Source organism: Paenibacillus foliorum (assembly GCF_013141765.1).
Classification (GTDB): domain Bacteria; phylum Bacillota; class Bacilli; order Paenibacillales; family NBRC-103111; genus Paenibacillus_S; species Paenibacillus_S foliorum.
This window is the reverse complement of record NZ_WHOD01000054.1, coordinates 14,836-27,613: the sequence shown is the minus strand read 5'-3', so window position 1 is coordinate 27,613 and position 12,778 is coordinate 14,836. Positions and strand designations below refer to the sequence as shown.

General features: G+C 43.9%; 11 protein-coding genes and 1 pseudogene. 10 read left to right on the top strand and 2 right to left on the bottom strand.

Going from position 1 to position 12,778, the window contains the following annotated elements; genetic code table 11:
- Positions 1-524: 524 nt before the first annotated feature.
- Positions 525-848 carry an NIPSNAP family protein gene (locus GC093_RS13195; RefSeq protein ID WP_246314251.1) on the bottom strand — a complete coding sequence of 108 codons (324 nt, stop codon included), beginning with the start codon at positions 846-848 and terminating at the stop codon, positions 525-527.
- Positions 849-1,012: 164 nt separating this feature from the next.
- On the opposite strand from GC093_RS13195, the gene GC093_RS13190 reads away from it, so the two are divergent.
- The 5 genes from GC093_RS13190 (at position 1,013) to GC093_RS13170 (ending at position 7,457) form a co-directional block, all read left to right on the top strand.
- Entirely contained in the window at positions 1,013-2,020 is a 1,008-nt protein-coding gene (locus GC093_RS13190) for a LacI family DNA-binding transcriptional regulator (RefSeq protein ID WP_171652339.1), read from the top strand.
- Between the two features lie 109 nt (positions 2,021-2,129).
- Entirely contained in the window at positions 2,130-3,560 is a 1,431-nt protein-coding gene (locus tag GC093_RS13185) for an aldehyde dehydrogenase family protein (RefSeq protein ID WP_171652338.1), read from the top strand.
- Between the two features lie 95 nt (positions 3,561-3,655).
- Positions 3,656-4,795: an iron-containing alcohol dehydrogenase gene (locus GC093_RS13180; RefSeq protein WP_312886525.1), complete on the top strand. Its 1,140-nt coding sequence runs from the start codon at positions 3,656-3,658 to the stop codon at positions 4,793-4,795.
- Positions 4,796-4,810: 15 nt separating this feature from the next.
- Positions 4,811-5,986, top strand: coding sequence for an iron-containing alcohol dehydrogenase (locus GC093_RS13175; protein WP_171652337.1), 1,176 nt, complete (start codon positions 4,811-4,813; stop codon positions 5,984-5,986).
- Positions 5,987-6,005: 19 nt separating this feature from the next.
- On the top strand, positions 6,006-7,457 hold the full coding sequence (locus tag GC093_RS13170) for a CoA-acylating methylmalonate-semialdehyde dehydrogenase (RefSeq protein WP_171652336.1): 1,452 nt from the start codon (positions 6,006-6,008) through the stop codon (positions 7,455-7,457).
- A gap of 212 nt (positions 7,458-7,669) precedes the next feature.
- Here GC093_RS13170 and GC093_RS13165 read toward each other — a convergent pair.
- Positions 7,670-7,837, bottom strand: a pseudogene (locus tag GC093_RS13165) (sulfatase/phosphatase domain-containing protein); the annotation flags it as partial.
- A gap of 54 nt (positions 7,838-7,891) precedes the next feature.
- Between GC093_RS13165 and GC093_RS13160 the strand changes: the two are divergent.
- The 5 genes from GC093_RS13160 (at position 7,892) to GC093_RS13140 (ending at position 12,767) form a co-directional block, all read left to right on the top strand.
- Positions 7,892-8,200, top strand: coding sequence for a hypothetical protein (locus GC093_RS13160; protein ID WP_216624620.1), 309 nt, complete (start codon positions 7,892-7,894; stop codon positions 8,198-8,200).
- Between the two features lie 229 nt (positions 8,201-8,429).
- The gene (locus tag GC093_RS13155; protein ID WP_171652334.1) at positions 8,430-9,446 is read left to right on the top strand and encodes a LacI family DNA-binding transcriptional regulator; all 1,017 of its coding nucleotides are present in this window, start codon (positions 8,430-8,432) and stop codon (positions 9,444-9,446) included.
- A 78-nt stretch (positions 9,447-9,524) separates the two neighbouring features.
- Positions 9,525-10,484, top strand: a complete 960-nt coding sequence (locus tag GC093_RS13150; RefSeq protein WP_171652333.1) for a carbohydrate ABC transporter permease — start codon at positions 9,525-9,527, stop codon at positions 10,482-10,484.
- Positions 10,481-11,302, top strand: coding sequence for a carbohydrate ABC transporter permease (locus GC093_RS13145; RefSeq protein WP_171652332.1), 822 nt, complete (start codon positions 10,481-10,483; stop codon positions 11,300-11,302). Before GC093_RS13150 ends, GC093_RS13145 begins: the two co-directional genes overlap by 4 nt.
- Positions 11,303-11,384: 82 nt before the next feature.
- Positions 11,385-12,767, top strand: coding sequence for an ABC transporter substrate-binding protein (locus GC093_RS13140; RefSeq protein WP_171652331.1), 1,383 nt, complete (start codon positions 11,385-11,387; stop codon positions 12,765-12,767).
- Positions 12,768-12,778: the final 11 nt, after the last annotated feature.

Genomic DNA, 12,778 nt, shown 5'->3' with positions numbered 1-12,778 from the left:
AACCGGCTTTCTTATGTTTTTTATTAGTTTTTTGGCGATTTAATTAAAAGAATTTATTAAGGTTTTACATAGAGGAATATGATTTTAAAAATGGAATATATAATGTCATTTTTCTGGAAGAAAGCTACTAATTGAAAAGTTTCTAAAGTCCGTGGTCAAATACTTTATAAAAAATGCATGCTTGATGGAGTGTATCATTTGATTTATTAAAAACTACGATGAAGTATGCACCATGGAGCCAGCGTGTGGGTACCGATTATGTTGATGTGTGGTGCCATAATTGTTGAGAAATTTTCAGAATTAGTGAGGCTGTATGCAGGCACAGGACCGATCCCCATGGTCGTTGAACTATATAATTATCCGCCATTATATTGGGTTTTGAAAATGATTTGATTGTTTAGTTAGTCCATACAACATATCAAAGATAAATTACTCCTGCAATCGAAAGTGGATTCCCCATAACTAGCCTACGAGGCCTCCTTTCCTGTATATATTACCTTTGAGGAGAAGCCAACAAATTCAGGTTAACGCGTAAAAAATGCTGGCCGATTCATAAGAATCTCTTCGATTTTTTCCACAATCGGCCCATTTTCCTCTGACTTGCGTTTCACCTTGATCCACTCCGGGTCTTGCCGAAATGTATCCCACTGCCGTTGCCGTTCTTCCTTATTTCTATATTCCATTACGTAATACAGCTTCGAAAGACCCGTCCGATCGATCCAGAAATCGTTCACTTTCATCCCCAACCGCTCGAAAATAACGAGCGTGTGCTGGTCGAAACGTTGTTGAATTGCGTCCATTTTCCCCTCGTGCATCGTATAAATGCGCAGCTCATATAGCATATCCATTCCCTCGCTTCCGTTGTCCCTGTAAGGTGTCTGATTTTGTTCTCCGATCTCACAGTAGCATGAATTTCCCCGTTAGAGCAATAAAAAAACTTCATTGACAAGAAAACTGGTTCAAATTATGATGAATATATGAATACGTATTCAAAATTACAGTAGGTGATATAATGGTTTCTTCTCATGATGTTGCAAAATTAGCAGGCGTATCGCAATCCACGGTTTCCAGAGTACTAAATGGGTCTAGTTTAGTGAAATCAGCAACAGTGGAAAAAGTGGAAAGAGCAATGAAAGAACTTCAATTTCGTCCGAACCTCGTTGCTCGAAGCCTTGTTAAGAATAAAACCAATACAATTGCTTTGATCTCTGAGCACTTAAATAACCCTTTCTATGTGGAGACGACTACCAAAATCGTAAACATTGCTGCCGAGAAAGGTTACAACGTGTCTGTTTATTTTCACCATATTGGCGATGACGCCAGCTTGTATCATTCGGTTTTAAGCCATCGTGTGGATGGGATTGTCATGTCCTCCATTCTCATCGATGACCCGATCTATTCAGAGCTTGAAGATCTGGGCATTCCGGTTGTCACATTCAATCGAAAGCATCGAGAGGGCGGTAATTTCATTGAATTGAATAATGGGAAAGCTTCAGGCATTGCTGTCGATCACCTTGTTTCGCTGGACCACCAGAGGATCGCTTACATAGGTGGGTCACAGTACGCATCCACTTTTTTTGGCCGGCAAGAGGGTTATTTGGAAGCAATGAGCCGTCATTCTCTAGAGGTTTTGAATGAGTGGGTCAAGATTACCGATGCGAAAGAGGATGCTATCAAAGAGGCTTTAGATGATTTAGTCAATCTTCAGGATATGGAAAGACCTACAGCGATTGTTGCGGCAACGGATGCAATTGCACTCGAATGTCTGGATCATCTGCTTCAGCTCGGGATCCGTGTCCCAGACCAGATGAGCCTTTGCGGGATTGATAATATAAAAATTTCTGCTCATAACGCCATACAATTGACAACAGTCGGTGGCCAATCCCAAATTAGCATGGGTGAACTTGCGATTGAACGCCTCATTGAAATGATTGAACAGGAGGAGTCCCGTCAAACACCTAAACAATATACATTAGAACCAGTATTAATTAAAAGGAAAACTACATCGAGTTTGACATAATTTTTTTAATCTTCAATGAATACGTATTCATAACTAATCAGCTATACGAACAGGCATAGCTCGAAAAGTTCTAAAAAGTGCATAGATAGCAAGGAAGGTTGATGGAGAGATGAATAAGGGAATTTTTATAGACGGGCATTATGTTGGGGCAAAACGATATTATGAGCTGTTCAATCCCTATTCCGGAACGAAATTAGCGGACGTAGCGTTATCATCGCCATTGGAGATGACTGGCGCAATTGCCTCCGCTCAAGAGGGTTTCAATCGCATGAGAAGCCTCCCTGCACATCGTAGGGCAGAAATTTTATATCGGACCGCGGAGTTGTACAGGCAGAAAAGAGTGGAAGCCGCGCGCATCTTAAGTGAGGAAGCAGCAAAACCAATAAGCGCTGCAAGAGTGGAAATAGATCGGGCAATTCAAACACTTCTTTTTTCGGCAGAAGAAGCAAAGCGAGTCTGCGGTGAGAACGTACCCATGGATGCCGCTGTTGGCGGTGAAGGGCGCTATGCGTTTACGATACGTCAACCGATCGGTGTTATAGGTGCCATTACACCTTTTAATTTCCCTCTGAACCTCTTAGTTCATAAAGTCGGTCCAGCCCTTGCTGCCGGAAATAGCATTGTCGTTAAGCCGGCAGAGCAAACGCCACTTTCCGCTTTTTATCTAGCGGAACTGCTCACGGAAGCGGGTGCTCCGCAGGGTGCAATAAGCATCGTTACAGGCGAAGGTCCTGTTCTTGGCAAGGTGCTGCTCAGCGATGAGAGAATCCGAAAAATATCATTTACGGGAAGCCCTGAAGTCGGGATTGCGATAAAAAGCATGGCTGGGTTGAAAAAAATAACGTTAGAACTTGGAAGCAACTCCGCCCTGTACATTGACAAGTCCGTACGTGATCAACTGTTATCGATTGTGAAGCAAGCAGCACACGGAGCATTCGGTTACAGTGGTCAAGTATGCATTAGCACGCAGCGAATATATGTTCATCAGGAACTTTATCCCGAGTTTATTCAAATGCTTAGTGAGGAAATTAATGGAATTCCAGTCGGTGATCCATTGGATGAACAGACGGTTGTAACCTCCTTAATTAATCCGAAATCGCAAAGTCGCATTATTTCATGGGTGAAAGAAGCGATAGCTGAAGGTGCCAAGGTACTCACGGGTGGTTTCGTTAAGGACGGGATCATGCTACCCACACTGTTGACCAGCGTAACACCGAGTATGAAAGTATCATGTCAAGAGGTATTCGGTCCGGTGGTCATGGTTCATAGCGTTACTGACAGTTGTGAAGCAGTTTCCTTGATGAACCGCAGCCGATATGGGTTAAATGCCGGAGTATTTACGAATGATCTGATACAAGCGATGCAAATGAGCACAGACTTGGAGGTCGGTCAAGTGTTAGTCAACGATATTCCAAGCATCCGATTCGATCATATGCCTTACGGCGGGTTGAAAGATTCCGGTTATGGCCTAGAGGGCGTCAAATATGCGGTCGAAGAAATGACTAACTTGAAATTAATCAGTCTTCGTTATCAAATCTAGATTCGTCAGAGGAATTTTTACTGTGAAAAATGAATACGTAATCATTTAGTGGGGTGAATGCTTTGAATCATGAAATAAGAACATTTATATCTCCTGTGAAAATAATAACGGGTGTGGGAAGCTTGTCGCGCCTTCCTGATGAGATTAAAGCCTTTAACGCAACAAGGGTGATGATATTTGCCGATCCTGGAGTACTCAAAGCAGGAATTCTAGATTCATTAACCCGCATACTAAACGGTATCAATTTGGATTATACAATTTACAGTGAAATACAGCCGGAGCCGCCTCTGCCCAAAGGCGATCAGGCTGTTGCAGCACTAAGGGACAGCCAAGCAGAACTCGTGATAGGGATTGGCGGAGGCAGTTGTTTGGATATTACCAAAGCTGCGGCTGTTCTTTGCAAAAACGATGGAACCATTGCAGACTATTTGAACTTGACTGGGACCAAGGAGCTAACGGATAAAGGTATTCCAAAAATATTAATTCCGACTACATCCGGGACAGGAGCGGAAGTGACCGATATCGCCGTATTCTCTTTGAAAGCGACGAAAGATGTTTTAACTCATCCATATTTATTAGCAGATACAGCAATCGTAGATCCTGAACTCACTTATTCACTCCCTCCTAAAATTACGGCTGCAACCGGAATAGACGCATTGACGCATGCAGTTGAAGCCTTCATTTCCGTAAATGCCTCCCCTTTAACAGATTTGCTTTCTTTGGAGGCAATCAGAAAGATAAGTTCAAGTGTTCGTACAGCCGTATGGCATGGCGCTAATAGAGCTGCCAGGTCAGAAATGTCATATGGGAGTTTGCTTGCAGGACTTAGCTTTTACAATGCAGGTGTTTCTGGAGTTCATGCTCTAGCGTACCCTTTGGGTGGACATTTTAAAATTTCTCATGGTGAATCCAACGCTGTTTTACTACCTTATGTGTTCGACTTCATATGGCCGGCATGTCTGGACAAAATGCAAATGATAGCGGAAGCGCTGGGTGTTCCAACCGTCGGCTTAACGAAAGGAAAAGTAGCGCTTGCAACGGTTGCCTGCTTTCAAGAAATGGTTCGGGATGTAGGGCTGTCGCTTTCACTTCAGGATTACGGCATTCGAAGGGAAGATATTGAGCTTCTGGCAAAGGACGCAATCAAACAAACCCGGTTATTAGATCGAAGTCCTATGCCGTATACTTTGAACGATGTTACGCGTATTTACATGAATGCCTGGGAAAAAAATTAAAAAGAGGTGTCTGTAATGAAAAATTTTTCCACGTTCCATCTGCCACAAAATGTTATTTATGGTCGGGATGCTCTAACCCAACTAGGATGCCAAACCAGAAAGCTTGGTAAGAAGGCTTTGATAATAAGTGATCGCATCATGGAGCAAATAGGGAATGTTCTGCTTTGCCAACAGTATTTGGAGGAAGCCGGGATTGTCTCTGCATGCTATTTGGATGTTAATTCTGAACCGAATGATTTCCATGTATCCGAAGCTCTTGCTATATGCTTGGAGCACCAATGCGATGTTATTATTGCGGTTGGAGGAGGGAGTTGTATAGATACTGCTAAGGCAGTCTCCGTCATCGCCACGAACGGTGGAGACATTGGAGATTATATGGGTGGCAAAACATTGCTTTCAGCAGCACCAATACCGCTGATTGCGATTCCGACGACGGCTGGAACCGGGTCGGAAATGACCGATGTAACGGTCATCATCAACACTCGAAACGATGTGAAAATGATGGTGAAGCACGCGGCCTTTCTTCCTAGCGTAGCTATTGTGGATCCAACGCTAACTGTATCAACGCCGCCAAGCATAACCGCCGCCACTGGTATAGATGCACTTTGTCATGCGATAGAAGCCTACATCTCCCGCAAAGCGCAGCCTATGACAGATAACCTTGCCCTATCTGCAATAGAATTGATTTCCCGGAATTTACTTAAAGCTTATATGGAAGGCTCAGACCTGCAGGCCAGAGAAAAAATGACACTTGCTTCCATGCAGGCGGGAGCTGCCTTCTCGAACGCGTCAGTTACTTTAGTTCATGGGATGTCCCGCCCCATTGGAGCAATATTCCATGTGCCGCATGGCATCTCCAACGCGATGCTTCTTCCAGCAGTATTAGCATTTAGCAAAGAATTTGCACTGGAAAGATTGGCTGTAGTCGGTCGTTTATTCTGTCCAGAGCAATCGCAGATGTCTGATCAAGTAATGGCAGATGTTGCGGTCCAAGCAGTGAAACGGTTATGCAAAGACTTGCAAATACCTAATTTGGAAAACTGGGGTATCGATAAGGAGATATTCCAAGAATCCGTTTACAAAATGGCAGCGGATGCTTTGGCGAGCGGAAGCCCCAGAAACAATCCGCGCATCCCTTCGATTGAAGAAATTATTGATCTTTATCACATTTGCTATGATTACAAATTCTAACATATAGGATGGTGCTCTAATGACAAAAATAAATAAGCTGGCCAATTATATCGGAGGCAAATGGATTCCTTCTTCCTCCGAACAACATGAACTCGTTACCAACCCTGCTACGGAAGAGCCATTGGCATATGTCCCTCTTTCATCGGCTGAAGATGTGCAGTTGGCGGTAAGTGCAGCAAATGAGGCTTTTCTTGAATGGAGCAAAGTGCCTGTTCCTCGTCGGGCCAGAATCTTATTTAAATATCAAAATATACTCATCCAGCATTGGGATGAACTCGCTCGGTTAATAACCCAAGAGAACGGAAAAAGCTATAGTGAAGCATACGGTGAGGTTCAGAGGGGGATTGAATGTGTTGAATTCGCATGCGGCGTCCCTACACTCATGATGGGCAGCGTGCTGCCTGATATAGCGACAGGTATAGAATCGAGCATGTATCGTTATCCGATTGGGGTTGTCGGCGGAATCACACCTTTCAATTTCCCAATGATGGTTCCGTGTTGGATGTTTCCTTTAGCTATTGCATGCGGCAATACATTTATTTTGAAGCCTTCGGAGCGGACACCGCTACTCGCCGCCCGTCTTGCTGAATTATTTACAGCTGCTGGCTTGCCGGATGGCGTACTGAATATCATTAATGGCGGGAAGGACGTAGTCAACGAACTATTGAGCAATTCCGGGATTAGCGCGATTTCTTTTGTTGGTTCCCAATCGGTGGCGGAATACGTATATAAAACCGCTGCGGCATCTGGCAAAAGGGTGCAGGCGCTCGGAGGAGCCAAGAACCATTCAATTGTATTGCCGGACGCTGATCTGGGGCTTGCGATTAAAGAAATTACCAGTGCTGCTTTCGGATCGGCGGGTGAACGCTGTATGGCATGTTCGGTCGTTGTAGCCGTGGGTGAAGTTGCCGAATCGCTTGTTCAAGGTTTGAAAGAAGTGGCAAGTCAAATCCTAATCGGTAACGGATTAGAACCCAATGTGTTTTTGGGTCCAGTCATCAGACAGTCGCATAAGGAAAAAACCGTTTCCTACATTGAAGAAGGGGAAAACGAAAATGCGGCATTGATTTTGGACGGACGTACCGCAAACGAAGCGAATAGAGTGGGTTATTTTGTGGGACCGACCATTTTCGATCATGTGAAGCCAGAGATGACGATATGGCAGGATGAAATTTTTGCACCTGTTTTATCCATTGTTCGGGTGGAAAGTATAGAAGAGGCGGTTGATTTGGCCAACCGTTCTGAATTTGCAAATGGGGCTTGTCTTTATTCCAATAGTGCCAAAGCAATCCGTTACTTCAGGGAAAACATAGATGCAGGTATGCTTGGCTTGAACGTCGGTGTTCCAGCTCCGATGGCATTTTTCCCGTTCTCGGGCTATAAGAAATCATTCTACGGCGATTTACATGCAAATGGAAGAGACGGCGTTGAATTTTATACACGGAAAAAAATGGTCGTAGCTCGTTATTGAGAAATTTAGGTTAAAGACTTTTTGGTTGGCAAGAAGATTGTGCTCAAATTAACATTGTTTGTTACTTCTGCAAAAACGATCATAGAACTAATGTTCCCATAGATAATTCGTCAAACTTCAGTCTGATTGAAAATCTATGGCAACGGCATTATCCTCCTTTAACCGCCTGGGACGAGAATGGGAGGGAGGCGCATTGGCGTAGTCTCTCGATATCACTCACCCAAGTAAGGCTGCCCTTGCATATGATACGGTACGGTTGTTCCGGTCAATGAAAGTACGGTCGGGCCCAAATCAATCAAACTGACCAGCGTATCGCTTACTTCCCCCGGCTTCATCACGCCAGGATGGTGAACAATAAGCGGCACTCGGATGCCAGCGTCATACGGCCATCGCTAATAAGAAGGTTGTTTAGGTGGAGATGGACCGGTACTCCGATGGAGTGCCGGTTTATCACACATAAAATACCAACCACAGATTTAACTTTATCCAATATGAATAAGGGAGAAAAAAGCCGATTTCGCTTAAGAGGTCGGCTTTTTTCCATATCAACCTATCTAGCGCTTCGTACTCAACCGATCCACGACACTACAAATGGCGGTTATTTCGGCAAAATGTATGTTGGAACTAACAACGACGGTAAACTGGCCGGCGATGTCAGTAATGACAAAGAGATGAGGCAGGGTTCCTTGCTGGGCACGCTCCATATTGCAAAATCAGCTTCTTCATGGATTACGAAAAAATAGTGTTTTTTCGCTAAAGGATTTTTAATCAAATAGAAAAAAAGCAATCGCATTATCGCTTAACAATATCTTAAAATCGTTTTCGCTGAGTATCTTGTATACTGTGAAAAGAAAACAAAACGTTTCGCTGGAAATAGTCCTTAGTTTTAATAACAAACTATCTATATAAAAGCTATTTTTATGACAATCTAGCAAAACGTTTCGCTAGATGGCCTGGATGAGGAGTGAGACGATGGCCACGATGAAAGATATTTCCAAGAATGCGAAGGTTTCAATTGCGACAGTATCCGCAGTCATCAACAAGTCGAGTTATGTTAGCCAGGAGTTGACGGAACGTGTGAACCAAGCGATCCAAGAACTGAATTATCGTCCGAACGCGTTTGCCAGAAGTTTGAAAGGAAAAAGCACCAAAACGGTAGCGGCGATTGTTACCGACATTGAAAATCCTTATTATCCTGCAATGATAAAAGGGATGGATGATGTGGCGATCATGAACGGCTTCAGCTTTATATTGTGCAATACGGCGAACGATCCGAAAAGGTTTATCAATTACCTTGATCTAATCTTAGAAAAACGTGTCGACGGTCTACTTATATCTAATATATCCCTCAGGGAAGAGTTGGAACAGGTTGAGAAGAGAGGGCTTAACTATGTACTACTTAATCGGAAGCCGCCAGCTTACGACAAAAATTACGTCGGTATCAACAACCATCTGACCTCCGAGCTTTCCGTCAAGCATCTCGTAACACTCGGATATCGCAATATCGCTTACATCGGTGGAGATTTGAAAATATCGACCGCGCATGAACGATGGGAAGGATTTCAGTATGGCATGACTGAACAAGGTTTAGAAGTAAATGCAAGTCTCGTTTTTCATGGAGACTATACGATAGAATCCGGATATAAACATGCAAAGAAAATGATTTCCGTTCAGAAACGGCTTCCCGATGCAATTTGCGCAGCAAGCGATATGATCGCCTTTGGGGCAATCAAAGCGCTGCGTGAATCCAGTATCCGTGTACCCGAAGATATTGCTGTCATGGGCAACGACAACAACCCTTATTCTGAAAATTTCATTGTCCCTTTATCCACAATTGATCATCTTAAGTATGATATGGGGAAAATGGCAATGGAATCTTTGTTTGAAAGAATAGAAGGGAAGGAACGAGGTATAGATCGGCAAATTATTCTCAATCCATCGCTAGTCGCACGGGTAAGCTGCGGTTGGTTGAACAGATCAAAAGATTAAGGCCACGGGATATCACATACATAAGGAAATATAAATAAATGTTATTTCCTAATAAGAACAATGGAAAGGAAGATACCTATGAGTCGTTTAGAAAAGAATGTTCCGCTTCGTCGATCGTCTCAGAATCTGAAAACGTCGACGACAAAGACGCAGAGCCTACGGTCTAAAAAATGGAGGGAACAAATGCTCGCCTACATTTTTCTAACCCCATCTTTGCTGTTGTTCGGAACATTTCTTTTTTATCCATTGATCAAATCGGTTTATTTGAGCTTATATTTGACGGATCCGCGCGGCAGAGTGGCATTGTTTGTTGGTTTGAACAATTTCGTTGAATTGGTCACCAATGAAAAGTTTTTTCAAAGCCTGATAGTTACGCTTTCATTTACGCTGCTGACAGTTCCGACGGCCATCTTTCTCGCGCTCCTGCTCGCCGCCTTGACTCATAACAAGATTCGCGGCATGAAGCTGTTTCAGTTCGTCTTTTCACTACCTTTGATCATCGCCACCGGGACAGGATCAGTCATTTGGACGATGCTCTACCATCCGACTTCTGGAATGTTAAATTATGTATTGACGCTTGTCGGCTTGCAGCCGATCCACTGGCTTACGGATCCCGCTTGGGCTCTTGTAGCTGTTGCCATCATGACCATCTGGATGGATCTCGGGTTCAAATATATTCTCCTTTTGGGCGGTTTGAAGGGCGTTTCCGAAGAAATCTACGATAGCGCCAAAATTGACGGGTCCAACCCGAAGCGCACCTTTTTCCATATTACGCTACCGATGATATCACCGACTCTCTTTTTCGTTGGGATCGTATCGGTCATCCAAGCGTTTCAAACCTTTGGACAAATTGACGTACTGACCAAGGGTGGTCCAATGTACAAAACAGAAGTAATTGTGTTCAACATATACAATGATGCGTTTGTCAATTTCCAATTCGGCAGCGGCAGCGCACAGGCATTAGTCCTGTTTGCGATCATCCTGATATTGACGATCATCCAGTTTCGGTTTGCTGAGAGGAAGGTGCACTATCAATGATGACACGACTGCAAACTTCCCTGATTTATTTGATTCTAGTCATAGCTGCGCTGCTAACGATTTATCCGTTGCTATTCGCTTTGTTTAACTCCTTTATGACGGACGCTGAATCGGTTTCTTATCCACCGAATCTTCTCCCAAACAGGCTGAACTGGGAAAATTATAAGGAAGTTATTCTAAATATTCCTGTCGTCACTTTCGTATTCAACAGTTTTATCGTATCGACGGCCATTATGGTGGGACAATTGATTATAGCAAGTCTGTCCGCTTACGCCTTCGCTTACTTGAAATTTAGAGGAAAGACCGTACTGTTTACTCTATTTTTATCTACCATGATGATTCCGTGGGAAGTGACAATGATCCCGAATTATTTGACAATCAGGAGCTGGGATTGGATCGACACCTACCAAGGGCTTATCGTACCGTTTCTGGCAACAGCGTTTGGAACATTTTTGCTTCGCCAATTTTTCCTCCAGCTGCCAAACGAGCTGTTCGAAGCCGCCAAAATCGATGGTTGCAGTCATCTGAGAAGCTTTTTCTCGTTAGTGCTCCCGTTGTCCAGACCGGCATTGGCCGCTCTTGGCGTCTACTCGTTCTTGAATCACTGGAACATGTATTTATGGCCACTTCTGATCACCAATACCGTAGACATGCGGACGGTACAAATCGGAGTCAGTATGCTGAAGAGTGAGGAAAGTGCATCATGGAACCTTGTGTTTGCAGGCGTGGTAGTAGTGCTTCTGCCCACATTGGCACTGTTAGTGCTCGGTCTCAACCAACTAGTTAGCGGAATCACTAAAGGAGCCGTCAAAGGCTAGCTGTATTGATTATCGAAGTAGTATCGTCCGATCCGGAACGGACGTTCTGCATATATAAAAAATATATAGGAGTGGTTAAGAAATGAAAAGATTAAACAAGAAAATCGTTCTACATCTCACGATGGCGTTCATATTGCTAATGATGGCAGCGTGCGGACAAGCCAACACTCCTCAGCCTGCCGTAAGTGGAAAAGATAGTAAGGAAACGCCGAAAGTGGCCGCAGGCAACGAACCAGTAAAAGTAGTTTGGTGGCATGCAATGAGTGGAACAAATGGTAAAGCGGTGGACCAATTGGTTTCCGATTTCAATAGTTCGCAGAATAAGATCCAGGTTGAAGCTATATATCAAGGCAGTTATGATGATAGCTTGAAAAAACTAAAAGCGTCAATGGATAGCAAAAACGGCCCTTCCATTGCGCAGGTGTACGAAATCGGTAGCCGCTTTATGATCGATTCCAAAGCCATAACGCCAATGCAGAAGTTTATAGATCTAGAGAAATACGATCTGTCTCAATTGGAAGAAAATATCCTCGGCTACTATACGATCGATGGCAAGCTGAATTCGATGCCTTTCAACACTTCGAATCCGATTCTTTATTATAATAAGGACTTGTTCAAAGCGGCTGGTCTCGATCCGGAAAAACCGCCGGTAACCTATGAAGAAGTGTCGAATGTTTGTGCGAAACTAACCGAGAACGCTAAAGTTCCCTGCGGATTTACCATTAGAGGTTCTTACATGGAGCAGTTCTTCGCAAACCAAGGAGCAGAACTTGTCAATAATGGAAACGGTCGTAAAAGCCAAGCCACTGAATCTTTACTCAATAGCGAACCGGGCTTGAAGACATTAACATGGTGGAAAAATATGGTTGATACCAAAACGGCAATTAACTTCGGTCGCAAGCCCGACGATACGATAAAGGCGTTCTCTGCCGGCCAAATCGCCTTGACGATCGATACAACCGCCAGCTTGCGCAGTATTGTTAAGAGTACAGAAAACAGCTTCAAAGTTGGAACGGGATTTCTGCCAAAGCCGTCCGATGCTAAAGAAGGCGGCATAATTGTAGGCGGCGGGAGCTTATATATCATGAACAATCGTTCTGAAGCGGAGCAACAAGCAGCATGGGAGTTCATTAAGTTCGCTGTCACACCGAAGCAACAGGCAAACTGGCATGTAAGCACGGCTTACTTTCCGATAACGAAAAAGGCATATGACGAGCAATTACTTAAGGACAATATGGCGAAGTATCCGCAGTTTCAAACAGCAGTCGACCAACTGCACAAAACAAAAAACAACCTGTCTTCGCAGGGTGCTCTAATTGGTGTGTTCTCGGAGGCTAGATCGCTTACCGAAAATGCAATAGAGGAAGCACTGAATGGGAAGAACGCTCCTAGTGAAGCACTGAATGCTGCTGCTAAAGAGATTACGGGCAAAATCAGTGTATATAACAAAACTGTAAGCAAGTAAAATACGCTTAC

Coding starts and splice junctions, on each gene's coding strand:
- GC093_RS13145 (WP_171652332.1), top strand. CDS start 10,481: ATGATGACACGACTGCAAACTTCCCTGATTTATTTGATTCTAGTCATA.
- GC093_RS13160 (WP_216624620.1), top strand. CDS start 7,892: ATGGAGTGCCGGTTTATCACACATAAAATACCAACCACAGATTTAACT.
- GC093_RS13185 (WP_171652338.1), top strand. CDS start 2,130: ATGAATAAGGGAATTTTTATAGACGGGCATTATGTTGGGGCAAAACGA.
- GC093_RS13190 (WP_171652339.1), top strand. CDS start 1,013: ATGGTTTCTTCTCATGATGTTGCAAAATTAGCAGGCGTATCGCAATCC.
- GC093_RS13175 (WP_171652337.1), top strand. CDS start 4,811: ATGAAAAATTTTTCCACGTTCCATCTGCCACAAAATGTTATTTATGGT.
- GC093_RS13170 (WP_171652336.1), top strand. CDS start 6,006: ATGACAAAAATAAATAAGCTGGCCAATTATATCGGAGGCAAATGGATT.
- GC093_RS13150 (WP_171652333.1), top strand. CDS start 9,525: ATGAGTCGTTTAGAAAAGAATGTTCCGCTTCGTCGATCGTCTCAGAAT.
- GC093_RS13195 (WP_246314251.1), bottom strand. CDS start 848: ATGGATATGCTATATGAGCTGCGCATTTATACGATGCACGAGGGGAAA.
- GC093_RS13140 (WP_171652331.1), top strand. CDS start 11,385: ATGAAAAGATTAAACAAGAAAATCGTTCTACATCTCACGATGGCGTTC.
- GC093_RS13155 (WP_171652334.1), top strand. CDS start 8,430: ATGGCCACGATGAAAGATATTTCCAAGAATGCGAAGGTTTCAATTGCG.